Annotated in this window: 26 protein-coding genes; 18 read left to right on the forward strand and 8 right to left on the reverse strand. The window is 62.0% G+C overall.

From position 1 onward, the window contains the following. Positions 1-90: 90 nt before the first annotated feature. The 4 genes from trkA to def form a co-directional block, all read right to left on the reverse strand. A complete protein-coding gene (trkA, locus tag EV688_RS14240) occupies positions 91-1467 on the reverse strand; it encodes a Trk system potassium transporter TrkA (RefSeq protein ID WP_117319175.1) in 1377 nt (458 codons plus the stop codon). Between the two features lie 87 nt (positions 1468-1554). Beyond that, positions 1555-2880 carry a 16S rRNA (cytosine(967)-C(5))-methyltransferase RsmB gene (rsmB, locus tag EV688_RS14245; RefSeq protein WP_240624427.1) on the reverse strand — a complete coding sequence of 442 codons (1326 nt, stop codon included), beginning with the start codon at positions 2878-2880 and terminating at the stop codon, positions 1555-1557. Beyond that, positions 2856-3803 carry a methionyl-tRNA formyltransferase gene (gene fmt / locus EV688_RS14250; RefSeq protein ID WP_117319174.1) on the reverse strand — a complete coding sequence of 316 codons (948 nt, stop codon included), beginning with the start codon at positions 3801-3803 and terminating at the stop codon, positions 2856-2858. The genes rsmB and fmt overlap by 25 nt, the downstream gene beginning before the upstream one ends. 19 nt (positions 3804-3822) lie before the next feature. After that, positions 3823-4329, reverse strand: a complete 507-nt coding sequence (gene def, locus EV688_RS14255) for a peptide deformylase (RefSeq protein WP_117319173.1) — start codon at positions 4327-4329, stop codon at positions 3823-3825. A 330-nt stretch (positions 4330-4659) separates the two neighbouring features. Here def and EV688_RS14260 point away from each other — a divergent pair, with 330 nt between their 5' ends. From EV688_RS14260 to aroE, 5 genes are all read left to right on the forward strand, one after another. Continuing rightward, a complete protein-coding gene (locus EV688_RS14260; protein WP_420867065.1) occupies positions 4660-5646 on the forward strand; it encodes a LysM peptidoglycan-binding domain-containing protein in 987 nt (328 codons plus the stop codon). A gap of 75 nt (positions 5647-5721) precedes the next feature. After that, a complete protein-coding gene (gene dprA / locus EV688_RS14265) occupies positions 5722-6834 on the forward strand; it encodes a DNA-processing protein DprA (protein ID WP_117319171.1) in 1113 nt (370 codons plus the stop codon). Positions 6835-7000: 166 nt separating this feature from the next. Then, positions 7001-7555 (forward strand): L-threonylcarbamoyladenylate synthase type 1 TsaC, encoded by a 555-nt coding sequence (gene tsaC, locus EV688_RS14270; RefSeq protein ID WP_240624426.1) that lies wholly within the window; start codon positions 7001-7003, stop codon positions 7553-7555. 24 nt (positions 7556-7579) lie between these two features. Further along, complete coding sequence (hemF, locus tag EV688_RS14275; RefSeq protein ID WP_240624425.1) at positions 7580-8491, forward strand: oxygen-dependent coproporphyrinogen oxidase; 912 nt, start codon at positions 7580-7582, stop codon at positions 8489-8491. A 70-nt stretch (positions 8492-8561) separates the two neighbouring features. Next, a complete protein-coding gene (gene aroE / locus EV688_RS14280; protein WP_117319168.1) occupies positions 8562-9401 on the forward strand; it encodes a shikimate dehydrogenase in 840 nt (279 codons plus the stop codon). A gap of 32 nt (positions 9402-9433) precedes the next feature. Here the strand turns inward: aroE and EV688_RS14285 are convergent, their stop codons facing one another. Beyond that, positions 9434-10024, reverse strand: a complete 591-nt coding sequence (locus EV688_RS14285) for a gamma carbonic anhydrase family protein (protein ID WP_117319167.1) — start codon at positions 10022-10024, stop codon at positions 9434-9436. A gap of 69 nt (positions 10025-10093) precedes the next feature. Here EV688_RS14285 and EV688_RS14290 point away from each other — a divergent pair, with 69 nt between their 5' ends. Continuing rightward, a complete protein-coding gene (locus EV688_RS14290) occupies positions 10094-10423 on the forward strand; it encodes a YheV family putative zinc ribbon protein (protein WP_117319166.1) in 330 nt (109 codons plus the stop codon). Here the strand turns inward: EV688_RS14290 and EV688_RS14295 are convergent. Next, the gene (locus EV688_RS14295) at positions 10331-11695 is read right to left on the reverse strand and encodes an MATE family efflux transporter (protein WP_117319165.1); all 1365 of its coding nucleotides are present in this window, start codon (positions 11693-11695) and stop codon (positions 10331-10333) included. The two genes, EV688_RS14290 and EV688_RS14295, sit on opposite strands and share 93 nt — an antisense overlap. Before the next feature lie 307 nt (positions 11696-12002). Between EV688_RS14295 and coxB the strand changes: the two genes are divergently transcribed. The 4 genes from coxB to EV688_RS14315 are packed head-to-tail and all read left to right on the forward strand — an operon-like array spanning position 12003 to position 16322. Further along, positions 12003-13133, forward strand: a complete 1131-nt coding sequence (gene coxB, locus EV688_RS14300; RefSeq protein ID WP_240624424.1) for a cytochrome c oxidase subunit II — start codon at positions 12003-12005, stop codon at positions 13131-13133. A gap of 13 nt (positions 13134-13146) precedes the next feature. Next, positions 13147-14727: a cytochrome c oxidase subunit I gene (gene ctaD, locus EV688_RS14305; RefSeq protein ID WP_117319164.1), complete on the forward strand. Its 1581-nt coding sequence runs from the start codon at positions 13147-13149 to the stop codon at positions 14725-14727. An 11-nt stretch (positions 14728-14738) separates the two neighbouring features. Then, positions 14739-15299 (forward strand): cytochrome c oxidase assembly protein, encoded by a 561-nt coding sequence (locus tag EV688_RS14310; RefSeq protein WP_117319163.1) that lies wholly within the window; start codon positions 14739-14741, stop codon positions 15297-15299. Positions 15300-15350: 51 nt separating this feature from the next. Beyond that, positions 15351-16322 carry a cytochrome c oxidase subunit 3 gene (locus EV688_RS14315; protein WP_117319162.1) on the forward strand — a complete coding sequence of 324 codons (972 nt, stop codon included), beginning with the start codon at positions 15351-15353 and terminating at the stop codon, positions 16320-16322. 4 nt (positions 16323-16326) lie between these two features. On the opposite strand, the gene EV688_RS14320 is transcribed toward EV688_RS14315, so the two are convergent. Further along, positions 16327-16572, reverse strand: a complete 246-nt coding sequence (locus tag EV688_RS14320; protein ID WP_117319161.1) for a DUF2909 domain-containing protein — start codon at positions 16570-16572, stop codon at positions 16327-16329. Positions 16573-16674: 102 nt separating this feature from the next. Here EV688_RS14320 and EV688_RS14325 point away from each other — a divergent pair, with 102 nt between their 5' ends. The 5 genes from EV688_RS14325 to polA are packed head-to-tail and all read left to right on the forward strand — an operon-like array spanning position 16675 to position 22445. Further along, entirely contained in the window at positions 16675-17430 is a 756-nt protein-coding gene (locus tag EV688_RS14325) for an SURF1 family protein (RefSeq protein WP_117319160.1), read from the forward strand. A 1-nt stretch (position 17431) separates the two neighbouring features. Beyond that, a complete protein-coding gene (locus EV688_RS14330; RefSeq protein WP_240624423.1) occupies positions 17432-18127 on the forward strand; it encodes a hypothetical protein in 696 nt (231 codons plus the stop codon). Between the two features lie 7 nt (positions 18128-18134). Beyond that, a complete protein-coding gene (cyoE, locus tag EV688_RS14335) occupies positions 18135-19031 on the forward strand; it encodes a heme o synthase (RefSeq protein WP_240624422.1) in 897 nt (298 codons plus the stop codon). A gap of 6 nt (positions 19032-19037) precedes the next feature. Then, positions 19038-19700: an SCO family protein gene (locus EV688_RS14340; protein WP_117319158.1), complete on the forward strand. Its 663-nt coding sequence runs from the start codon at positions 19038-19040 to the stop codon at positions 19698-19700. 21 nt (positions 19701-19721) lie between these two features. Continuing rightward, on the forward strand, positions 19722-22445 hold the full coding sequence (gene polA / locus EV688_RS14345; RefSeq protein WP_117319157.1) for a DNA polymerase I: 2724 nt from the start codon (positions 19722-19724) through the stop codon (positions 22443-22445). A gap of 203 nt (positions 22446-22648) precedes the next feature. Here the strand turns inward: polA and yihA are convergent, their stop codons facing one another. Then, positions 22649-23317, reverse strand: a complete 669-nt coding sequence (gene yihA, locus EV688_RS14350) for a ribosome biogenesis GTP-binding protein YihA/YsxC (protein WP_117319156.1) — start codon at positions 23315-23317, stop codon at positions 22649-22651. Positions 23318-23425: 108 nt separating this feature from the next. On the opposite strand from yihA, the gene EV688_RS14355 reads away from it, so the two are divergent. The 3 genes from EV688_RS14355 (at position 23426) to EV688_RS14365 (ending at position 25208) form a co-directional block, all read left to right on the forward strand. After that, complete coding sequence (locus EV688_RS14355; protein WP_117319155.1) at positions 23426-23725, forward strand: c-type cytochrome; 300 nt, start codon at positions 23426-23428, stop codon at positions 23723-23725. Positions 23726-23755: 30 nt separating this feature from the next. Continuing rightward, a complete protein-coding gene (locus EV688_RS14360) occupies positions 23756-24385 on the forward strand; it encodes a c-type cytochrome (protein WP_117319154.1) in 630 nt (209 codons plus the stop codon). Positions 24386-24557: 172 nt separating this feature from the next. Further along, positions 24558-25208 (forward strand): thiol:disulfide interchange protein DsbA/DsbL, encoded by a 651-nt coding sequence (locus EV688_RS14365; protein ID WP_117319153.1) that lies wholly within the window; start codon positions 24558-24560, stop codon positions 25206-25208. Positions 25209-25210: the final 2 nt, after the last annotated feature.

A 25210-nucleotide genomic window follows, 5' to 3' on the forward strand; every position in this document is an offset into this window, starting at 1 on the left:
TTTACGAAGTTTGCCATCATTGCGCCCCGATCACTGCACGTGACATGGATTATCCCACGTCGATACTATTCGGTTAAGTCCGACAGGCTGCTAGGAGAAAAATCCGAAGCCAACGGCGAACAGTTTCTCTACCGCCGCGAGCTTCGTCTTGTCGACAAGGAACAGGATAATATGATCGTCGGGCTCCACCACGACATTGCCGTGGGCGATGAGGACCTTGTCGCCGCGAACGATGGCGCCGATGGTCACGCCCGGCGGCAGGCTGATCTGGTCCAGTTCCCTGCCGATGACGCGGGAGGAATACGCATCGCCACGCGCGATCACCTCGATAGCCTCGGCGGCCCCCCGACGCAGGGAGTGAACGCTGCTGATGTCGCCTCTGCGGACGTGCGCCAGCAGGCTGCTGATCGTGATCTGCTGCGGAGAAATGGCGATGTCGATCTCATCGCCCACCAGCTCCGCATAAGCAGGGTTGGTAATCAGGGTGATGACTTTCTTGGCGCCCAGTCGCTTCGCCAGCATGGACATCATGATGTTGGATTCGTCATTGGCCGTGAGCGCGCAGAAAACGTCCATCGTCTCGATGTTTTCCTCGTGCAGCAGCTGCGGTTCCGCCGCGCTGCCTTCGATAACCAGCGTATGACGCAGCTGTTCGGCGAGATCCCGACAGCGCAGGTAACTGTTTTCGATCAGCTTGACCGCGTAGTCACCCTCGATGGTCTGGGCAAGTCGGGCACCGATGTTGCCGCCGCCCGCGATCATGACGTTGCGGTAGGGTTTGTCGATGCGCCGCAGCTCTGACATGACCTTGCGGATATTGCCGCGCGCCGCAATGAAGAAAACCTCGTCGTCGGCTTCCACAACGGTGTCGCCTTCCGGAATGATCGGGCGGTTGCGGCGAAAAATGGCCGCCACGCGGGTGTCTACCCGCGGCATGTGCTTGCGTATCTCGCTGAGCGCCTGGCCTAGCATCGGGCCGCCGTGAATGGTGCGCACGGCGACGAGCTGCACGCGGCCCTCGGCAAAGTCCATGACCTGCAGCGCGCCGGGATTGATGATCAGCTGGCGGATACTGTCGGTGATGAGCTGCTCTGGGCCGATGATCACGTCCACCGGAATGTTGTCCCGCTGGAACAGGAGCTCCTGGTGCACCAGATAGGAGGGTGACCTCACCCGCGAGATCTTGCGCGGCGTGTGGAACAGCGTGTGCGCAATCTGGCAGGCCATCATGTTGATCTCGTCGCTGTTGGTCACCGCGACAATCATTTCCGCGTCATCGGCACCGGCTCGGGCAAGCACATCCGGGTGGGATGCCTGACCGGTAATCACGGCGATATCCAGCCTGTCCTTGAGGTTGCGCAGACGATCGCTGTCGGTGTCGACAACAACGATATCGTTCTTTTCGTTTGCCAGATGCTCGGCAAGCGTGCCGCCGACCTGGCCCGCCCCGAGAATGATGATCTTCATGTTCGCACGCCCGTCAGTCCTGCGAGTGCGCACAGTAAAGAATTCACGCAGGGATTGTAAGCCTGTTCGTCGCTATTGGGCGCTGACTCAGCGGTGTTTTTCCAGAAGGGCGAAGTACAGGCCGTCGGGTCCATCGTGCCGGGGCATGATCTGTCGGCCGTGCATGCAGGGGAGACCTATGTCGGGCAGGGACACTTCACCGGCGTTGTCCTGCCGCGCCAGAAAGCCAGCCACTACCGCCTGATTCTCCTCAGGCAGCACGGAGCAGGTGACGTAGAGCAGTCTACCCCCCGGGCGCAGGTGCGGCCAGACGCCGCTCAGGATCTGCAGCTGCTGCGCGGCGAACTGTGCTATGTCCTGCGCCCTGCGCAGAAGCTTGATGTCCGGATGGCGCCGGATAACGCCCGTCGCCGAACAGGGGGCATCCACCAGGATGCGGTCGAACTGCCTGTCTGCCAGGACGGTGGTCGCCTCGGCGGCGTTCGCCGTCACCAGTTTTGCATCCAGCTGAAGTCGGTTCAGGTTCTCGCGAACCCGGCGCAGTCGCTCGGCATCGATATCCATCGCGGTCACACTGCCGATGTCGGGTACGGCTTCCAGCAGATGGCAGGTTTTGCCACCGGGCGCCGCGCAGGCGTCGAGTACGTGATCCCCGGGTCTCGCTCCCAGCAGTTGTGCGGCGAGTTGCGCGGCCTCGTCCTGAACACTGGCGGCGCCCGCAGCGAAGTCCGGCAGCTGATCCACGCCCACCGGCTGCGCGAGATAAACCGCTTCGCGGGTGAGTATTCCGGCCCTTGCGGGGATGCCGCATGCGGCGAGCTGTGCAATCCAGTCGTCGCGGCTGACCTTGAGCCGATTGACCCGCAGTACCATGGGCGGCTGCTGATTGTTTGTCGCCAGCAGCGAAATGGCGTAATCCGGCCAGGCGGCGTGAAGCGCCTCATAAAGCCACTGCGGATGAGCGGCGGCCGCCGCCGGGGACAGACTGCCGGCAAGCGCCTCGGCCTCCCTCCCGTAACGCCGCAGCACGGCATTTACCAGGCCTTTTGCCCAGGGTTTGCCCAGTTCGCGGGTGGCTTCGACAGTGGCCGCCACCGCTGCGTGGTCGGGGATGCGGCTGTCGCTCAGCTGGTAGAGACCCAGCATCAGCAGTGCCTGTACGTCGCTATCGCGTTCGCGCAGGGGTTTGTCGAGCAGCTGTGTTAGCAATGCCTGCAGGCGCGGAGCCAGGCGCAGGCTGCCGTAGCAGAGCTGTGCCAGCAGTGGTCGGTCGCGCTCTGCAAGCCCCGGCATGGCCTGGGCCAGTGGCCCGTCCAGCGTGCTGCCCGCAAGCACCTGGGCGAGGACGGTAGCGGCGGTGGCGCGGACCCCGCAAGCCGAGGGTGCGGTCACGCGGCGGTGTTCGCGAAGCACTGCCCCGGCGCCAGCAGGCTGCTGCGGGACTTCATGATCTCGACCGCCGGCAGAGGCCGGCCGCCGGGGAATTGCAGTTCATCCACCGCCAGTGCGCCGCTGCCGCAGGCCACCCACAGACCGTTTTCGCTGCTTTCAAGCAGTGTTCCCGGAGCGGCGTGGTGACGGATGTCGAGGGAGTGAGCCCCCCAAACCTTGATCCGCTCTCCGTTGATAAAGGTGTAGGCCACGGGGAACGGATTGAAGGCACGCACACGCCGCGCAACGATAATGGCCGGGAGGGACCAGTCGATGCGAGCCTCGTCCTTGTCGATCTTTGCGGCGTAGGTCGCATCGGCATCGTCCTGCCTTGCGGCACGCCCACGCGCCGCGGGGAGGTCATTCAGGACAGACAGCAGCAGCGGCGCACCGAGCGCCGCGAGCCGGTCGTGCAGGGCCCCGGCGGTGGTTTGCGCATCGATCTCGCAGCCTGCCGTTGCCAGCATGTCGCCAGTGTCGAGGCCGGCGTCCATCTGCATGATGGTGATGCCGCTGCGCGTGTCTCCCGCCTCGATTGCCCTCTGTATCGGGGCGGCGCCGCGCCAGCGCGGCAACAGTGAGGCGTGCACGTTGAGGCAGCCCTGTGCCGGTATCTCCAGTACCGTCGCTGGCAGAATCAGTCCGTAGGCGACAACGACCATCACCTCCGGCTGCAGTGCCGCCAGCGACTCCCGGGCCGCCTTGTTGCGCAGCGACGCGGGCTGGAAGACCGGGAGATCTGCCGCGAGTGCGCGCTGCTTGACCGGACTTGCCTGCAGGCGCTTGCCGCGGCCCGCCGGGCGATCGGGTTGGGTAAACACACCCACCACCTGCTGCCCGGCCTCCAGCAGGGCCGAGAGATGCGCGGCCGCAAACTCCGGCGTGCCGGCGAAGACGACCCTCATGCCGGCTTACCCGGAGCCATCATGCGTGCTGACGCTGCGATTTTTCGAGCTTTTTGCGGATGCGCTGACGCTTCAATGGGGACAGGTAGTCGACAAACAGCTTGCCGTCGAGGTGATCGATCTCGTGCTGCAGACAGATTGCTGCCAGTTCGTCGAGTTCTTCACTGAAGGTCTCGCCGTTGCGGTCAAGGGCGGTGACGCGAACCCGCCGCGGGCGATGCACGGTTTCGTAGAAGCCCGGCACGGAAAGACAGCCCTCGTCGTATTCGCCCAGCTCCGGGTCCAGCACGTCGACCTCAGGATTGATGTAGACGCGCGGCTGATTTCTCTCTGTCGAGGTGTCCATCACCAGTAGCCGGCGATGCTCGTTGACCTGCGTTGCGGCGAGACCGATACCCGACGCGTCATACATGGTTTCGAGCATGTCGTCGATCAGCGTTCGCAGCGCGTCATCCACCCGCGTCACTGCCTGCGCCTGTTTGCGCAGGCGGGGATCCGGGAATTCGAGTATTTCCAGAATAGCCATGACTGTCGTGTCTTCCCTGCCTTGAAAAATGAGCTGCGGCAATGCGCAGGCGTGGTGCCGCCGTAGCGATGACGGGCTATTGCCAGCGCCGCGGCACCGCCGCAAACCCGGCATTATACTGGTCCGGTGCGTCTGCAGCGATGTTTGCGGGCGGTGGATGTTTTCGCGCTGCGCTGTCGCTGCTGAATGGTGGTAAGCTTTGACGCGCTACGAATAACAGGGCAGGCAATCCGGAGGCGGGCGGAACAGATGATGAGCATGCAGCAGCAGGGTTTATCCAGTATTCACAGCCGCGCTCTGCGTTGCGCGGTCGCCGTCATCGGGCTTTCCATGCTGCTGGCACTGCCGGCGCTTTCGCTGGAGGTCCGGGAAGGCGCGCCTGATACCTATGTGGTCAAGAAGGGCGACACCCTGTGGGGAATTGCCGGGATGTATCTCGAACAGCCCTGGCGCTGGCCGGAACTCTGGGACGTCAACCCACAGATCGATAACCCGCACCTGATCTTCCCGGGCGATCGCCTGACCCTGTCCTGGGTCGAGGGTGAGCCACGTCTCGGGGTGCAGCGCAGCCGCGACGTCACCTTGACCCCGAAGATGCGCGTTTCGCCCCTGGACCTCGCGATTCCCATGATTCCGCTGGATGAAATCGGCGCTTTCCTGCGCCGGCACCGTATTCTGTCCGCCGATGATATCAATCAATCCGCCTACATTGTCGCCGCCGCCCAGAGCCACCTCGTCTCCGGCGCCGGCGACACCGTGTACGGTCGGGGGCGCTTTCCCGACGATGAGCCCACCTACGGCATATTCCGTGCCGGTGAGATCTACCGGGATCCAGTGACGCAGGAAGTCCTGGGCTATCAGGCACAGGATATCGGTAACGCACAGCTGCTCGGGAGCAATCGGGCCGATGTGGTTGAGCTCGAGGTCACGCGGGTCACGGAAGAAGTGCGTATTGCTGACCGCCTGCTGCCGCCGGAAGAACGCATTCTTGACGCCACTTTCCAGCCCCGGGCCCCGGACCAGGAAATTCGAAACGGCTACATGATCGCGGTTGACGGCGGCGTCAGCCAGATCGGGACCATGGACATTGTGGTCCTCAACCGCGGCGCCCGGGACGGCCTTGAAATCGGTCATGTCCTGGCGATCTACCAGGCGGGCGAGCTGGTCTTCGATGAGGTCGCCGGTGACAATGTGCGTTTGCCCGATAGTCGCGCCGGGCTGTGCATGGTGTTCGAGGTCGCCGAGAAGGCCAGCTATGCCGTTGTGCTCAAGGCTGACCGCGCGCTGAAAGTGATGGACAAAGTCAAGAATCCCTGAGCTACACTTGCCGGTGCCACACGGATGTGGCGCCGATACCCTGCGGCACACCGACAGGGCTTGCAGGGTGAGTGCATGGATGCCGACGTCGTTACCCACTGCCTGCTGCTGCAGGTTGCCGCGGGCCTCTCGCGCGCCGAGAGCTGTCGCCTGCTGTCGGCCTTTTCCTCGACACACGCCTGTATCGCAGCGGACGCCCGGGCCTGGCGCCGTGCAGGTCTCGAATCCATCGCCGTCGATGCACTGCAGCGGGCACGGGATGATCTGCAGGGTGGGCCCGGCACGCCACTGCTCGCCCTGCGGCAACATCTTGCGTCGCTGGACGTCTCTGCCGTGTCACTCTGTGACCCCGGTTATCCCGCGTTGCTGCGCAGCATCGACAGCCCTCCCCCGTTTCTTTATGTGCGCGGCGCGCCCGATACGCTTGAGTGCCCGCAGCTTGCCGTTGTCGGCAGCCGCCGGGCGAGTGCGCTGGGCGTTCGCGCCGCGCGTGACCTGGCCGGCGACGTGGCTGCGGCAGGCCTGTGTGTCACCAGTGGTCTCGCGCTCGGTATCGACGGCGCAGCGCATCGGGGTGCGATACATGCGGGCGGCCGGACGGTGGCGGTGATGGCAACCGGCATAGATCGGCTCTACCCGGCGCAGCATCGGGACCTCGCTGACGCCATCTGTGAATCCGGCTGCCTGGTGTCCGAATTCGCGCCGGGTACGCCGCCCCGGCGCGATCATTTTCCGCGCCGCAACCGGCTGATCAGTGGACTCGCGCTCGGTACCCTGGTTGTCGAGGCCGGCCTGCCATCCGGGTCACTGATCACCGCCAATACCGCGCTCAACCAGGGTCGGGAAGTGCTAACGCTGCCCTGGTCCATCTATCACGGCAATGGCCGCGGCTGTCTGCAGCTGCTGCATGATGGTGCCGTCCTGGTGCAGACATCCCGGGATATCACGGACGCCCTGGGCAGGCTGCCGCCGCCCGAGGTGCAGCCTGCGTCCGCCGACGCAGAGAATGAGGAGCTTTCCGCCTGCGCCCGCCAGCTTGTCGCCCGGCTGGACGAAGTCGCGATTGACGCCGACAGTCTCGCCGCCGTTGTCGGCCTGCCTCTGCAGTCGGTGATCGCGGCGTTGACCGAGCTTGAAATGGCGGGCAGCGTACAGCGCTGTGCCGGCGGCTATGTGCGCAAGCGCTGACGCCCTCTGTATCTCCCGCTGTGACGCAAGCCGGCAGATGCCACTTGCCACCTCCGGCGCAGTTGCTAGAATCCCCGCACTTTCATCAATGCCGTCCTCGATATTTCCTAATGCTAACGCCGGTCACACAGTCAGAAGCAGGTATCCCCGTCCGGAGCGCAGGGCGGTGATCCCATTTCGCCTGCGCCTTGCTATCGAGGCTCTGACAGACGGCGGCGTCATTGCCTGTCCTGCTGAGGCTGTCTGGGGTCTCAGTTGCGATCCCTGGAATGTCGACGCGGTCGAGCGGGTGCTGGCGCTGAAGCGGCGACCGGAACACAAGGGGCTGATTCTGGTGGCGGGTGATGTGGTACAGATAGCGCCGTTCCTGCAGTCGCTGGCACCCGCGCTGCAGCGCAAGGTGATGCTGTCCTGGCCGGGTCCCAATACCTGGCTGTTGCCGCACCGCAATCTCCTGCCAGAGCTTGTAACGGGTGAGCATGACACGGTTGCGATACGCGTGACCGCGCACCCGATGCTTGCTGCCCTGTGCCGCGCCTGGGGCGGGCCGCTGGTCTCCACGTCGGCGAACCGGGCCGGCCGGCAGGCGCCGCGTGATCTGTTCCAGGTGAGACGTTATTTTCCCACAGGCCTGGATGCGGTCGTACCTGGCACTGTGAACCGCGCCGCTCGACCCTCGGTGATCCGAGATGTCCACAGTGATCGCGTGCTACGCTCATGACCCCAACCGAGGATGCCATTACCCGTGACAGTTTCCATAGACGCCGTTAAAGCCTACCTGCTGGATCTGCAGGACAGTATCTGCCGAGAACTCGCCGCTGAAGACGGTAGCGCCGATTTCATTGTCGACGAGTGGGATCGCCCCCAGGGTGGCGGCGGACGCAGTCGCGTGCTGGCCGGGGGCGCCGTGCTCGAGAAGGCCGGGGTGAATTTCTCCCATGTCATGGGGACGGGCCTTCCACCCTCGGCGACAGCGGCACGACCGGAACTGGCTGGCCGCAGTTTTCAGGCCATGGGCGTCTCTCTGGTCATCCATCCGGAGAATCCCTACGCGCCGACGTCGCATGCGAATGTCCGGCTTTTTATCGCTGAGAAACCTGGCGAGGAACCGGTATGGTGGTTCGGCGGCGGCTACGACCTGACGCCCTATTACGGCTTCGAGGAAGACTGCCGTCACTGGCACCAGACCGCCGCCGATGCCTGCGCTCCCTTCGGCGATGATGTCTATCCTCGCTACAAGCGCTGGTGCGACGAGTATTTCTACCTGCGACACCGCGCGGAGCCGCGCGGTGTCGGTGGTCTGTTCTATGATGATCTTAACACCTGGGACTTCGATACCTGCTTTGCCTTCATGCGGTCGGTGGGCGATTCCTACCTTGCCGCTTACCGCCCGATTCTGGCGCGGCGCAAGGATACGCCCTGGGGCGAGCGGGAAAAGCAGTGGCAGCTGTACCGACGTGGACGCTATGTCGAGTTCAATCTGGTGTTCGACCGGGGGACGCTGTTCGGCCTGCAGTCAGAGGGCCGTACCGAGGCCATCCTCATGTCCCTGCCGCCGCTGGTGCGCTGGGAGTACGATTATCATCCGCAGCCGGGAACTCCCGAAGAGGCGTTGATGACAAACTACCTTGTTGATCGCGACTGGCTGACGCCGTAGCGAACAGCACGATGGCGGGGCGTTACGCCTGCAGGCCCGCAAGGGCACCGCGACTCACGGAGGTCTGAGTATGGCGCAAACCCGGAAATTCGCGGTATTTGGCAATCCGATCAAGCACAGCAAGTCGCCGTTGATTCATGCCGCGTTTGCCGAGCAGTTCGGCCACAGCCTGGAGTATCGCGCTGTACGCGTGGAACTCGATGGCTTTGAACGGGCGGTGCGCGGCTTCTTCGCCTCGGGGGGCAGCGGCCTCAACGTGACGGTTCCCTTCAAGACCCAGGCCAGCGACCTTGCGGACATCCAGAGTGAGCACTCACGTCTGGCAGGCGCTGCAAACTTCCTCGTCCTCGACGAGCAGGGCCGGATCGCCGCAGACAACACTGATGGCCTTGGCCTGGTGCGCGATATGGTGGTCAATCAGGGCTGGTTGCTGCAGGGCGCGCGAATTCTCCTGCTTGGCGCTGGTGGCGCAGCGCGCGGCGTGGCTGGCCCCCTGCTGCAGGAAAGGCCTCACAGCCTGTTCATTGCCAACCGCACTGCGCACAAGGCAGCGCAGCTCGCGCAGGAGTTTGGCGGACTGGGTGATGTCCGCGGTGGTGATATCAGCGGGATTGAGGAGCGGACCTTCGATATCGTGATCAACGCCACCAGCACCGGCCTGAGCGGTGAGACGCTCTCGCTGGCGCCAGCCTTGCTCAATGAGCGCAGCTGCTGCTACGACATGGTTTACGGTCCAGAGCCCACGCCTTTCATGCGCTGGGCGGCGCAGCATGCGGCGTGGGCAGTGGCGGACGGCGCCGGCATGCTGGTTGAGCAGGCCGCCGAGTCCTATTTCCGCTGGTACGGTGCCAGACCGGAGACCGCCCCCGTGATACGTCGCGTGCGCGATGCCCTCGGCGTTGCGGCCTGAGCCTCATCGTGGCGGGCGGGAGGGGGTCTCGTTCAGGTCGTCATCTGTCCTCGCGGCGTGTCAACGGCAGGTTCCAGCTCCTGGATATGTTGATCCTTCAGGCGCACATAGTTGTTGGCGCTGTAGCTGAAGAAGTCCATTTCCCGCTCTGACAGTTCCCGCAGCTGGCGCGCGGGTGAACCGGCATACAGATAACCTGACTCGAGGCGCTTGCCCGGGGTGACCAGTGCCCCCGCGGCAATCACCACGTCGTCCTCCACGACAGCGCCATCCATCACCGTTGCCCCCATGCCGATGAGAACGCGATTGCCGATGCGACAGCCGTGGAGGGTGGCGTTGTGGCCAATGGTGACCTCGGCACCGATATCGAGTGGCCAGCCATCGGTGTTGAAGGGGCCTGCGTGGGTAATGTGAAGGACACTGCCGTCCTGCACGCTCGTGCGATCGCCAATCCGGATCCAGTGCATGTCACCCCGCACAACCGCGGTGGGCCACACGGAAACATCGTCACCGAGGGTAACGTCGCCCAGCACCACGGCCGAGGGATCTATCAGTACTCGTGCGCCGACAACCGGACGATGGTTGCCGAAGGCTCTCAGGCTGGTCGCAGTGTAGTGGTGCATGCCGGCGGTCTCTGTGAACTTGTTACACTAGTGTAAACGCGAATCGCCAGCGAGGTACAAGTCGGCATCATGCAACCCCCTTTCAAGACTACCCGCCGCTTCATTGCCGGTGCAGTGTGCCCGCGCTGCGCGGCCATGGACAGGATTGTCGTCGATCTTGACAGCGACCAGCGCGAATGTGTCGCCTGCGGCTTCAGCGATGCCAGACCGGCGGGGCCGGCGCCGAGTGAGCCGGGAACCCGGGTCACGCGCGCGTCGGCCCGCCGCACGGAGACCGCAGCTGAGGCGGTCACGCTGATTGATCCCTCACCCCGTGAGGGGGGTGACGGATCGCGCGGCATCGGTGCCCGCGAGCCAGCGCCCGCGCCGGGAAAAGCGCCTGAAGACCCAGGCAAGTGACACGCCGCGAGCGGCATTGAAAAGGGCGAACGCCAGCCAGAGCCCGTGATTGCCAAATTCACGGGTGAAGTACCAGACAGGCAGGTATACCATTAGTGCACTGAACAGCATGGTCGTCATCAAGGGGCGAGTCTCGGCAGCACCGATAAACACGCCATCCAGCAGATAACTCGGCGCTGCCAGCAAGGGCAGCAGTATCAGCCAGACATGCACGTCGGCGAGAATCTGCCGGACCCCGTCGATATCGCTCAATAAGGGCAGCAGGACAGGCTGAGCCATGGCAACCACCAGACTGATGATACCGGCACCGGCGGCACTCCACAGGGCGCAGCGCGATACGACGCGGTAGAAGCCCGCGAGGTCCCGCGCCCCCAGCCGGCTTCCCGCCATGCCTTCGGCGGCGTAGGCAACACCATCGAGGGCAAAGGCCGCGAACAGCAGGAACTGCAGCATCAACGCATTCGCGGCCACCACGTCCTGACCCAGTTTTTCGCCCATCGCGGTAAAGAACGCGAAACACGCGAGCAGGGACAGCGTGCGCACCAGAAGGTTGCGATTGCTGCGCCAGAGGGTGCCATAGGCTCGCCGGTCGGTCATGCCGGCGCGCAGTTCGCGGATGCCCGGGAACTGCGGGGCCGCCCGATACACCGCAAACAGGCCCAGCAACAGTCCGCAGTACTCGGCGCAGACCGTCGCCATGGCTGCGCCATCGCTGTTGAGGCCCATGCCGATGATGAACAGGGAATCCAGCAGAATGTTCACCGTATTGGTCAGGAGCAGGATCACCATCGGCCAGCGCGTGTTCTGGCAGCCGATGAACCAGCCGACAATGGCGTAGGTGATGAGTACCGCCGGGGCGCTCAGCAGCCGGATTCCCATGTAGGCGCTGGCGTGCCCTGACAGTGACTCCGCGGGTTGCATGACCGCTAGCCCGAGCCGGATCCAGGCGGGCCCCAGCAGCATGACGACGAGGGCGATGGCGAGTCCGAGTGCAGCAGAACGTGCCAGCACCAGAAATGCGAGGCTGTCATCGCCTGCGCCGCGGGCCCGGGCGACATGTCCGGTAGTACCCATCCGCAGAAAGCCGAAGCCCCAGTAAAGAAAAGAGAGAATCGCCCCGCCCAGTGCCACGGCAGCAAGATAGCGGGTGTCCTGCAGGTGGCCAAGCATCGCGGCATCGACAAGGCCGAGAATGGGAATCGATATATTTGACAGGATGGCCGGCCAGGCAATCATCCATATGTTGCGGTCGAGGTTACGTATGGCATCCATATGTAGGCATTTGCCGCATTTCCGGCTGTCTGTGAGAGCAGATGAAACTCTGCGATATCAGGGTCTTAGATTGTTTTGCAGTGCGGATTCGTTATAATCCGCTCCGCTTTTTCCGCGTCAGATTCCCGCGGAGGCAGCGCACGTGACAACCTGCTGATGGTGCCAGGATAAAGTAGGCCCACCCTGATCCAACACGCCCAAGTCCATACGTTGCGTAACGGCTATCAGGATCACCATCGGGGCGGTTTCGACCCTACAAAGTGACGGATTGGAGACGCGGTAAATGTCTTTGCAAACGAAACGGCTGATGAGAGCTGCACCTGGCTTCGCTGCCCTGGTGATGGCAATGTCCGGGCGGCTGGCGCTGGCGGCTGACGACAAGATGAATCAGCTCAACATGCCGGTGGGTGTGACGGACGTGGGCAAGTCCATCTACGATCTGCACATGATCATCCTCTGGATCTGCGTCGTGATTGGCGCACTGGTCTTCGGCGTGATGTTCTACTCCATTATTTACCATCGCAAGTCGCGCGGTGCGAAAGCCGCCTCCTTCCATGAGAGCACCAAGGTCGAAATTGCCTGGACCGTGGTGCCTTTCGTCATTCTTATCGGCATGGCGGTCCCTGCGACATCCACCCTGATTGATATCTACGATTTCGACGACGCCGAAATGGACATTCTCATTACCGGCTATCAGTGGAAGTGGAAGTACGAATATCTCAATGAAGACGGTGAGAATGTCAGCTTTTTCAGCAATATGAGCACGCCGCAGAGCGAGATTTACAACACTCAGACCAAGAACAGCAACTACCTGCTGGAAGTGGACGAGCCGGTCGTGATTCCGGTCGGCACCAAGGTGCGTTTCCTGGTTACCGCCAATGACGTCATTCACTCGTGGTGGGTGCCGGAACTGGCGGTCAAGAAAGATGCGATTCCCGGCTTCATCAACGAGACCTGGGCCATGGCCAACGAAATCGGCACCTACCGCGGCCAGTGCGCGGAGCTCTGTGGCAAGGATCACGGCTTCATGCCGGTCGTCGTCGAGGTGGTCAGCAAGGAAGACTACGCCAGCTGGATGTCGGAAAAGCAGGCGGAGGCCGAAGAGATCAAGTCCCTGATGGCACAGAATTTCAGCATGGATGAACTGATGAGCCGCGGCAAGGCGGTATACCAGCGCGCCTGCCAGGCCTGTCACGGCGCCAGCGGCGAAGGTGGCGTGGGCACGGCCATTGCGGGTAGCGACGTGGCGACGGGCGAAATCGCCGGTCACCTCAACATCGGCATCAACGGCGTGCCGGGTTCGGCGATGCAGGCCTTCGGCGGTCAGTTGAACGACGTCGAGATGGCGGCGGTCATCACCTACCAGCGCAACGCATTCGGTAACAACATGGGCGACATGGTGCAGCCCATTGACGTCTTCAATCACAAGAAAGGCTGAGGGGGAGTTTACGATGGGAGATCACGCTCACGGTCCGGCCAAGGGCCTTTCGCGGTGGCTTTTCACCACCAACCACAAAGACATCGGAACCATGTACCTGTGGTTCTCTTTCGCGATGTTCATTCTTGGCGGCAGCTTCGCCATGATTATCCGTGCCGAGCTGTTCCAGCCTGGCATGCAGCTGGTCGAGCCCGGCTTCTTCAACCAGATGACCACCCTGCACGGCCTGGTCATGGTGTTCGGCGCAATTATGCCGTCATTCGTCGGCCTGGCTAACTGGATGATCCCGATGATGATCGGCGCGCCGGACATGGCCCTGCCGCGCATGAACAACTGGAGCTTCTGGATACTGCCGCCGGCATTCCTGATGCTCGCCTCCACCCTCTTCATGGAGGGGGGCGCGCCGGGCTTCGGCTGGACCTTCTACGCGCCGCTTTCAACCACCTACGCGCCGCCGTCGGTGACCTTCTTCATCTTCGCGATCCACATTCTCGGCCTGTCATCCATCATGGGCTCCATCAACATCATTGCCACGGTAATGAACATGCGCGCCCCCGGCATGAGCTACATGAAGATGCCGCTGTTCGTCTGGACCTGGCTGATCACGGCCTTCCTGCTGGTGGCAGTGATGCCCGTGCTTGCGGGTGCGGTGACCATGATGCTTATGGATATCCACTTCGGCACGAGCTTCTTCTCGGCTGCCGGTGGCGGTGACCCGGTGCTGTTCCAGCATATCTTCTGGTTCTTCGGGCACCCCGAGGTCTACATAATCATCCTGCCGGCCTTCGGCGTGGTCTCCCAGATCATCCCCGCGTTTTCACGCAAGCCGCTGTTTGGCTACGATTCCATGGTCTACGCGACCGCAGCGATCGCCTTCCTGTCGTTCATCGTCTGGGCCCATCACATGTATACCGTGGGCATGCCGATCGCGGGCGAGCTGTTCTTTATGTACGCAACCATGCTGATCGCTGTTCCCACCGGCGTGAAGGTGTTCAACTGGGTCACCACCATGTGGCGCGGGTCATTGTCCTTCGAAACGCCCATGCTGTTCTGCGTTGGCTTTCTTATCCTGTTCACCATTGGTGGATTCACGGGCCTGATGCTGTCTATCGCCCCGGCGGACTTCCAGTACCACGACAGCTACTTCGTGGTAGCCCACTTTCACTACGTGATGGTTGCCGGTGCGGTGTTCAGCATGAGCGCGGCGGTCTACTACTGGCTGCCGAAGTGGTGCGGCCGCATGTACAACGAGACCATGGGCAAGACCCACTTCTGGATCTCGTTTATCGGCTTCAACATCACGTTCTTCCCGCAGCACTTCGTGGGTCTGGCGGGCATGCCGCGCCGCATTCCCGACTACGCTCTGCAGTTCGCCGACTTCAACATGATGTCCAGCATCGGTGCGTTCATTTATGGCGCGTCCCAGATCCTGTTCCTCTACAATGTTGTCGCGACCATCGTCTCCGGCAAGCCGGTCAGCGATGACAAGGTCTGGGACGGTGCCGAGGGACTCGAGTGGACGGTGCCGACACCTGCGCCTTACCACACCTTTGAAGTGCCGCCGAAGATCGATCCGGCCCACGCACATACCTGAGGTCAGACGCCATGTTCCGTGTCAGCCGTAACCCCGCCATCGATACGACAGCCAAGCTGGTTGTCGTTGCGGTGGCCATGTTCGCCTTTGTGTTCGTGATCATGGTGCCACTGTACAATGTGCTTTGCGACGCCCTTGGCATCAACGGCAAGACCAGCGGACAGGCCTACACGGCGGTGCAGGCCGGGGTTGACGAGTCACGGGAGATCACGATTCAGTTCGTGGCAACGAACAATGAAGGCATGCCCTGGGAGTTCGGCCCCGAAGACCGCATCATGAAGGTTCACCCCGGCGCCTCCAACACCACCATTTTCCACGCCCGGAACCCGTTGCCGAAGGCAATGGTTGCCCAGGCGATACCCAGCGTATCGCCATCCCGGGCGGCGGAATATTTCCACAAGACAGAGTGTTTCTGCTTCAACCAGCAGCCACTCGACGGCGAGACCTCCGCGGAGATGCCGCTGCAGTTCATCATCGATCGTGATCTGCCCAGGGACATCCGCACAATCACGCTTTCCTATACCTTGTTTGACGTGACTGCGATGGCTGGCGATGCCGTCGCAGCACGCTAGGCGACTGACGGGGCCGGCTCGGCCTGCTTGCGCTTTTTACGGAGAACAACGATGACAGCTCAATCCTCGCCCGGCCACGAACCCTATTACGTTCCTGAGCAAAGCAAGATGGCGGTCTTTGCCACCATCGGTCTTGTCCTCAGCGTATTCGGCGCCGCCACGGGCATCAACGATCTGACGTTCGGCGAACCGGATCAGCCCGCGTCCTGGACAGTCATGAATATCGGCCTGCTCGTCTTCATCGCGACGCTGTTTATCTGGTTCCGCATGGCGATCCGGGAAAACATTGCCGGCATGAACAGCGCTCAGCTGAAAAAATCCTACGTGCTGGGCATGTTCTGGTTCATCTTTTCGGAGTTCATGTTCTTCGTGGCGTTCTTCGGCGCCCTGTTCTACGTGCGCAACCTCGCAGGCCCGTGGCTCGGCGGTGAGGGTGACGGGGGGCGCATGAATGGGCTGCTCTGGGAGGGCTTCCAGTTCTCCTGGCCGATGACACAGACGCCCCAGGAAGCGGTCGGTGGCGCCGGGAGCCAGGTGATAGCCAATAACGGCTCCTTTACCAGCGCCAGGACCAGTATGGCATTCGCTGAGGCCTCAGCCTGGTACGCCTGGCTGCCGCTGTGGAACACCATCATCCTGCTGTCATCCAGCGTCACGGTGCACATCGCCCATATGGGCATCCTGGATGGCGATCGCCGGAAATTCCACAAGTGGCTCGGGCTGACGGTCCTGCTGGGCGTCATCTTCCTGTCCCTGCAGATTGCCGAGTATTACGAGGCCTACGCACACTTCGGTCTGACGCTGAACTCGGGCATCTACGGCTCGACGTTCTTCATGCTTACCGGTTTCCACGGTTTTCACGTACTGATGGGCACCACGATGCTGGGGATTCAACTGCTGCGGTCCATGCGCGGTGGCCACTTCACGTCGGATGACCATTTCGGTTTCGAGGCGTCGAGCTGGTACTGGCACTTTGTTGACGTGGTCTGGGTCTTCCTCTTCCTGTTTGTCTATATTCTCTGACGCGTCAGCTCTCCAGGGATGTCTGGCCAACTGGCCCGGCATCCCAGGGGTTGCGATGGCCGAGCTGGCCTGACGCCACGCCGTATACAATCAGCAGCGCCAGGCCCAGCGCCAGGCCCAGGCGCACGCCCAGTGAGTGGAAGGTGCGACGACTGTTCTTGTCTCCCTGGTCTTTCATCAGGAAGTAAAAACCGCTGCCGAGGCTGGCAACGAGGCAGACCATGAGTATGACAATCAGGATTTTCAGCAAAGCGGACTCCCCCCGGTGTGTTTGCGTCGAGTATAGCGCAGTTGCCTTGCACAACCCGCGGGGAAGCCGACGCCCTGTCGATCACCTCCGTCTGTTGCGGATATGAGGCTGACCTTCGATCTCGAGTGGCGCATGACGGCGCTCACCCTGCTGTTGCTGCCGCTGCTGGTCAGTCTGGGGCTCTGGCAGCTGGATCGCGAGGCGGAAAAACGTGACCTGGCGGCGCGCTTTGCGGAACGACAGGCAAGACCCGCGACGGACCTTGCCGGCCTCGACCCGGACCGTGATGATCTCGCTTACCTGCCGGTCGAGTTGCGCGGGCAGTTCGTGCCTGGACAGTACCTGCTGCAGGACAACCGCATACAGCGTGGCCAGTTCGGTTACGAGATTATCGGACTGTTCCGCCTGGCCGGTGGCGCAGGCTATGCGCTGGTCAACCGGGGATGGATCGCCGGTGACGCTGCCAGGCGGACGCTGCCGGAGGTTACGCAGCCCCCGGGGGTTGTTGACCTGCGCGGCCAGGTCTACATTCCCCCGGACCCACCTTACCTGCTGGCGGAGCAGGCAGTGCCCGCGGACAACTGGCCGAGCGTCATACAGGCGCTGGAGACGGGGCCGCTGGTACCGGCGCTGGAGCGTCGACTGGATGCCCCCGTGTTTCCGCACGCGGTGAGACTGGACGCCAATCAGCCCGGCGCGCTGTCGATTGACTGGCAGGTGGTGAATCTCAGTCCCCAGACCCATCGTGGCTACGCCGTGCAGTGGTTCACCATGGCCGCTGTGCTACTGTTATTTTTTGTGTTCCGCAGCAGTAACCTGTGGGACGTGCTGCGTCATCGAGCGCGACGGGAGAGTTGAAGTGACAAGGTCGACGCCAGACAGAGCCAGCAATGCCGAAGCGGTGACCGGCGGTGCGCGCAATGGACGCCTCATCCTGCTGCTGATCGCCGGTATTCCGGTGACCATGATCCTCGCCGCCAGCTGGCTGTGGTACTTCGTGGTCAAAGGCGATCTCGATGTGGTGGGCGCACTCGGCACTGCCAACCAGGGCGAACTGGTGCAGCCGCCGCGGGATCTCGCTGCCGTAGACGCAGCGGACGCCCTGGGTGCGACGCTGGCTTTTCCCGTGAGTAATCCCAAGTGGACCTTCCTCGTGCCCCAGGCCGGGGCGACTTGCGCAGAGTCCTGCGAGGAGCGGCTGTACCTGACCCGGCAGATTCACATCGCCATGGGCAAGGAAATGAATCGCATTCGTCGTGTCTTCATTGCCGATGCGGCGATGCCAGAGATACGCCTGACCGTGCCGGCACTGAGCGACGACAAACCTGTGCCAGAGGGCTTCGAAACCTACCTGCGCGCGGAGCACCCGGGACTTGCCGCGGTAACCACTACCCCTGCCGCGATGCAGACGCTGTTCCCCGAGCTCGCGCAGGAACCCGGAACCTGGTATCTGGTGGACCCCGCCGGCTGGATCATGATGTCCTATTCACCGGACATCTCTTACAAGAACGTCATCTCCGACCTCAAGTTTCTGCTGAAGAACTCCAATGGGTGATGCTGCGGTGACAGACAGGATTCAGCCCGGTCGGGCGACATGGCGGGATTATCGGGAACTGACCAAGCCCGGTGTCGTGGCACTGATGATCCTCACCTCGGTGATCGGAATGTGCATGGCCGTGCCCGGTATGGTGCCCCTGGATGCCCTGATTCTGGGCAACCTCGGGATTGCACTCTGTGCCGGCGCCGCCGCGGCCGTCAATCATCTGGTTGACCAGCAGATCGACCAGCGCATGGCGCGCACGCGAAACCGACCCATGGCACAGGGTCGCGTGTCACCTCTGCAGGCCGGCCTGTTTGCAGCGACGCTCGGCGTGTCCGGCATGCTGATATTACTGATCTGGGTGAACGCGCTGACCGCCTGGCTGACCCTGGCATCGCTGGTGGGTTATGCCTTCATTTACACGCTGTTCCTGAAGCGGGCCACGCCCCAGAACATTGTCATTGGCGGACTGGCCGGCGCTGCGCCGCCGCTCCTGGGCTGGACCGCGGTCACGGGAGAAATTCACGGACATGCGCTGTTACTGGTGTTGATCATTTTTGCCTGGACACCGCCGCACTTCTGGGCCCTTGCCATCCACCGCAAGGCGGAATACGCGCTGGTGGATGTACCCATGCTGCCCGTGACCCACGGTGATGAGTTCACCAAGCTGCACATACTGCTATACACCATCATCATGTTTCTTATCACGTTGATGCCCTTTGTGACGCGGCTTTCGGGCCCGCTGTATCTTGCGGGTGCCGTGATTCTCGGCGGTCGCTTCCTGTACTGGGCCATTGTCCTGATGCGCGGCACCCAGGAAAGGGCCGCCATCATGACCTTCAAATATTCCATCAACTATCTCATGCTGCTCTTTGTGGTCATGCTGGTTGATCACTACGTGTTTCCGATACAGGGCTGATTGACGATGAGTGGACGCGACGGATCTTCGAGGCCTGCCGGTGTGCGCTACACGATCATCGGCGTGCTGGTCTTCATTTTCATTATTGTGGCGGGCTTCGTGTATCGCGTACAGCAGCCGCGTATCATGACGACCTCGGAGATGCAGGCGAACGGCCTGTATCTCATGGACACGCCGCGGGACGTCGGTGAGTTTTCACTGGTCGACCATCGCGGCGAGCCGTTTACCCCGGCGCGCCTTGAGGGTGAGTGGACCCTGGTATTTTTCGGTTTCACCCACTGCCCCGATATCTGCCCCACCACCATGGCCTTCCTTGATCGCTTTATCGGCGAGCTCGACGGCACCGAAGCCGAGGATACCGAGGTGGTGATGATATCGGTGGATCCGGCGCGCGATACCGTGGAGCAGCTGGCGTCCTATGTGCCCTATTTCAACGAGGATTTCACCGGCGTGACCGGCGAGTTTCTCGATCTGTTCCGCTTTGCCACCAACCTCAATACGCCCTTTCGCAAGGTCCCCGGGCAGGACGACGATTACGTGGTGGACCACAGTGCCAATGTCATCCTGATCAATCCCCGCGGCGATTACCACGGCTTCTTCAAGGCGCCGCTGGATATGGCAAAGATGAAAGTGACGTATCGATCCGCCCGCTACCGCTGGGATCACTGACACGCCGGAGAACCACGCACCATGTCCGATACCGCGCCGCTGGTCCTGGTAGATGGCTCATCCTATCTCTACCGTGCCTTTCATGCCCTGCCGCCTCTGAACAATTCCCGCGGTGAACCCACGGGCGCGGTCAAGGGCGTGATCAGCATGATTCGCCGACTGTACAAGGATTATCCGGGAAGCACCGTTGCCGTGGTGTTTGACGCGCCGGGCAAGACCTTCCGCGATGAGCTGTTCGAGTCCTATAAAGCCCAGCGGCCACCGATGCCCGACGATCTGCGCGAGCAGGTGGCGCCGATCCACAACATTGTGCGCGCCATGGGGCTGCCGCTGCTGTGCGTCGAGGGTGTAGAGGCGGATGACGTGATCGGCACCCTGGCGCGTCAGGCCGCAGGTGCCGGGCAGCACGTGGTGGTATCTACCGGCGACAAGGACATGGCGCAGCTCGTCAACGCCCATGTGACGCTGGTCAATACCATGACGGATACCGTGCTCGACGAAGCGGGTGTGCGCGAGAAATTTGGTCTGCCACCCTCGCTCATCATCGACTTCCTCGCGCTGATGGGTGACAAGGTCGACAACATTCCCGGCGTACCCGGCGTGGGCGAAAAGACGGCCCTGGCGCTGCTGCAGGGGCTCGGCGGCGTGGACGATATCTATCGCTCACTCGACCGTGTGGCAGGCCTGTCTTTTCGCGGCGCAAAAACCATGGCTGCAAAGCTTGAGGCGGAGGAGGCGTCGGCCCGTCTTTCCTACCAGCTGGCGACGATCAAGACCGATGTCGAACTGCCCTTCGCGGCGCAGGACCTGGCACCCGGGGAGCCGGATACGGACAGCCTGGTGGAACTGTTCCAGCGCATGGAATTCAAGGCCTGGCTGGAAGAGCTGCTGGTCGCCGGTGCCTTGGCTGAAGGGGATGACGCGTCGGGCATCAACCGCGACGCCTATGCCCTGGTGACCACACAGCCCGAGCTGGACAGCTGGATCGCCCGCCTCAAGGAGGCGGAGCTGTTTGCCTTTGATACCGAGACCACAAGCCTCAACTACATGCTGGCGGACATCGTCGGCGTTTCGTTTGCGGTAACACCCGGCGAAGCCGCCTATGTGCCGCTGGCCCACAGCTACGCCGGCGCGCCGGAGCAACTTGATCGCGAGTCGGTGCTGGAGCAGCTGCGCCCCCTGCTGGAGGACCCGGCCCGGGACAAGATCGGTCAGAACCTGAAGTACGATAGCAGCGTTCTGGCGCGCTACGGCATCACCTTGCGCGGCATCCGCTTCGATACCATGCTGGAGTCCTATGTGCTGGATTCCACGGCCACCCGCCATGATATGGACAGCCTGGCCCTGAAATATCTCGGGCACAAGACCATTCACTTCGAGGACGTGGCGGGAAAGGGAGTAAAACAGATTACCTTTGATCAGGTGGCGCTCGAGCAGGCGGGACCCTATGCGGCCGAGGATGCGGATATCTGCCTGCGACTTCACGAGGTGCTGTGGCCCCGGCTCGAGGCGGAGCCGGGATTGCGCTCGGTGTTCGAGGACATCGAGCTGCCGCTGGTGTCGGTGCTGTCGAAAATAGAGCGCCAGGGTGCCCTGCTCGATTGCGACCTGCTCGGGCGCCAGAGCGAGGAACTGGGCGAGCGGCTCGGCATGCTGGAGAGGGAGGCCCATGATCTTGCGGGCCAGGTGTTCAACCTCGGTTCCACCAAGCAGCTGGGCGAGATCCTGTTCGACAAGCTGGGCCTGCCTGTCATCCGCAAGACACCCAAAGGCGCACCGTCCACTGCAGAAGAAGTGCTCGCAGAGCTGGCGCTGGATTACCCGCTGCCCAGGGTGCTGCTGGAATACCGTGGCCTGAGCAAGCTGAAGTCCACCTACACCGACAAGCTGCCGACCATGGTCAATCCCGAGACCGGGCGCCTGCATACGTCCTACCACCAGGCGGTTACCGCCACCGGCCGACTGTCTTCCTCCGACCCCAATCTGCAGAACATTCCCATCCGCAGCGAGGACGGCAGGCGCATTCGCCGCGCCTTCATTGCCCCTGAGGGCTGGAGGGTGCTGGCGGCGGATTACTCTCAGATTGAGCTGCGCATCATGGCGCACCTGTCTGGCGACGCCGGGCTGCTGGATGCTTTCAACGAAGGCCTGGACGTGCATGCTGCCACGGCGTCCGAGGTGTTTGATGTGGCGCTGGATTCGGTGTCATCCGAGCAGCGGCGCAAGGCCAAGGCGATCAATTTTGGCCTGATCTACGGCATGTCGGCCTTTGGTCTGGCGCGCCAGCTCCACCTGGGTCGTCAGGAGGCCCAGGCCTATATCGACCGCTATTTCGAGCGCTATCCCGGGGTGCAGGACTACATGGATCGTACGCGTGCGCTGGCCCACGAGCAGGGCTACGTCGAGACGCTGTTTGGTCGACGGCTGTATCTGCCCGAGATCAATGCGCGCAACAAGATGCGACAGCAGGGCGCGGAGCGTACGGCCATCAATGCGCCCATGCAGGGCAGCGCGGCGGACATTATCAAGAAGGCGATGCTTACCGTGAGCAAATGGCTGGACGCGGAGTCAGTGCCCGCTTACCTTGTGATGCAAGTGCACGACGAACTGGTGCTTGAGGTTCGAGAGGATGTGGTGGAAGAGATCAGTGCGGCGGTCTGCGAGCGCATGTCCGCCGCAGCCGAGCTTGCCGTGCCTCTGCTGGTAGAGGCGGGCACTGGCAGCAACTGGGACGAGGCGCACTGATCAGCGGGTGTGCGGCGTGGGGAAAAAAATTTCCACGGTTATGGAACTCGCATGTCAGCACCCGGTCTACTTACGTGTGGCAATTGCCACGCATGATGTCTGCACTTCCCCGGTGCGACATCACTTTCTCTTCCCCTGAGAAAGCCATGTGCCCGACTCGCGCTCCCCCTCTGCGTTGGTCGGGCTTTTTTTTGGCCTGGGGATTACGGCCTTTCTTCATCGCCCTCACTGTCATACAGCACACTGGTGTCCGTGAGCCAGGCATCGAGAACCCCCACCAGTGTCTTGTGGCCGGTATGCTTGAGGGACGAGAAGAGCTGAACGGACATCCCTTCGGGGTAGGTTTCCGCACGCTTGCGCGCCTGCAGCAATGTGGCTTCGGCGGGACCACGCTTTAGCTTGTCGGCCTTCGTCAGCAGCATGTGTACCGGCATACCCGCCGCGCTCCCCCATTCCAGCATCTGCAGGTCGAAAGGTTGAAACGGGCGGCGGATATCCATCAGCAAAATCAGCCCGCGCAGGCTCTGCCGTTCCTGCAGGTATTTCTCCAGCTGACGCGTCCAGGCGTCCTTGACGGCCTTCGGCACCCGCGCGAAGCCATAGCCCGGGAGGTCTACCAGACGCTGCCGGTCACTCAGCGCAAAAAAATTGAGCAGCTGCGTGCGCCCGGGCGTTTTCGAGGTGCGCGCCAGCTTCGGCTGCCCCGTAAGGCTGTTGATGGCGCTGGATTTCCCCGCGTTGGAGCGACCGGCAAATGCCACTTCCCAACCGGTATCTGTCGGGCACTGTGACACCTTGCCCGCACTCTGCAGGAATGTGGCTTTGCGATAATCCGGTGCTGCCATGGCGGTGTCGCCGGGCGCTTCTGACATTTTGTTGTCCTGCTTTGTCGGGCTGCGTATCTCGTATATAATGCCACACGTTTTTTGCCTCCCATAAACGGTGTGGCATCAAGCCTACTTTTAAAAACGAGGTACGACATGAAAAAAGTATTGTTTGCAGCCCTTCTGGCCGCTGGTGCTACTCACGGTGTTGTCGCCGAGCCGAACATGGACAAGTACAACAAGAGCTGTGCTGTCTGTCATGCGGCAGGTGTGGCCGGTGCTCCGAAGACAGGCAATGCCGAAGCCTGGGCGCCCCGCCTGGAAAAGGGCATGGACGCGCTGGTCGCTTCCGTCAAGGGCGGTCTCAATGCGATGCCGCCCAAAGGCATGTGCTTTGACTGCAGCGACGAAGAGTACATGGAGCTCATCAACTACATGTCCAAGCCGGCAGAATAGTCCGCGCTTGGCAGCAGACTGGGAACTGACATGAAATATGCGATTCTAGCGTTTGGCCTGCTGTGCACAGCACAGGTAGCCACTGCCGCCACGGCTCCCCGTGGTGATGCCGATGCGGGAAAAACCAAGGCCGCAACCTGCGCCGCGTGTCACGCGGAGGACGGAAACAGTGCGGTCCCGAGTTTTCCCAAGCTGGCGGGGCTGGGCGAAAAGTATCTTTTCCAGCAGCTGCAGTATATCCGTGACGGTGTGCGCCCCGTGGCCCAGATGGCGGGCCAGGTCGACAACATGAGCGATCAGGATCTTGCCGATCTTGCCGCGTATTACGACAGCAAGACGCGTTCCGGCAGCACCGCAGACCCGGATCTCGTCGAGCTGGGAGAGCAGGTCTACCGCGCAGGCATTCCCGAGCGCAACGTAGCTGCCTGTATCGCCTGCCATTCACCCAACGGCGCCGGAAACGACCCTGCAGGCTTTCCTGCCCTGGGCGGTCAGCACGCGGAATACATCGCCCAGCAGCTGGAGATGTACCGCAAGGGCTACGAGGATCCTGAAGGGCGCGTGACCGATGGTGACATCAAGATCATGCGCAGCAATGCCTTCGGTCTGAGCGACATGGAAATCGAGGCGGTATCCAGCTACGCTTCCGGCCTGCGCTGACAGCGTGTCGGGTGCCCGTCTGGGAAGGTGGCCATTGCTGGCCACCTTTTTTATGGCGTATGAAAATCCACAAACGCCGCGTGCGTGCGGCCCGTGACGCCGAACTCGTGCCTCTTCCTGCTGTCAGAGTACACGCGATAACAAGCCAACGGCGCAATCAGAGAGAGTAACTATGTTCAAGCAATGTGTTTCTACCGTGGTCCTGGTACTGGCGGTCACTGCCTCTGCACTGGCACAGGACACCTGGAAAGCCGGTGAAGACTATGATGTGATTTCCCCGGCCATCCGAACGTCCGAGCCCGACAAGGTCGAGGTGCACGAGTTCTTCTGGTACGGCTGTGGCCACTGCTATAACTTTGAGCCCCTGGTGGTGCAGTGGAAGAAGACATTGCCTGAAGATGTCGTGGTGAAGGGGTCGCCGGCAATATGGAACAAGCCGATGGAGCTTCATGCACAGGCTTTTTACACCGCGGAGGTTCTCGGTGTGCTGGATGATGTGCATCTGCCCCTGTTCCAGGCCCTGAATGTCGATGGCAAGCGACTGCAGTCGGAAAAGGAAATCGGCAATCTGTTTGAAAAGCACGGCGTTGATCGGGAGGACTTTTCCAAGGCCTTCAATTCGTTTGGCGTTGGCAGCATGACGCGTCAGGCCAATGCCCGCGCGCGAGCCGCAAAGATAACCGGTACGCCGGAGATGATGGTAAACGGCAAGTACCGCATCACCACGCGAAAGGCGGGCAGTCAGGCAAACATGCTGAAAATCGCCGACTTTCTCATAGAAAAGGAACGTTCCGTACTCACCGCCAGCAACGCCGGTTCCTGACT

This window comes from Chromatocurvus halotolerans (assembly GCF_004340525.1).
GTDB lineage: Bacteria > Pseudomonadota > Gammaproteobacteria > Pseudomonadales > Halieaceae > Chromatocurvus > Chromatocurvus halotolerans.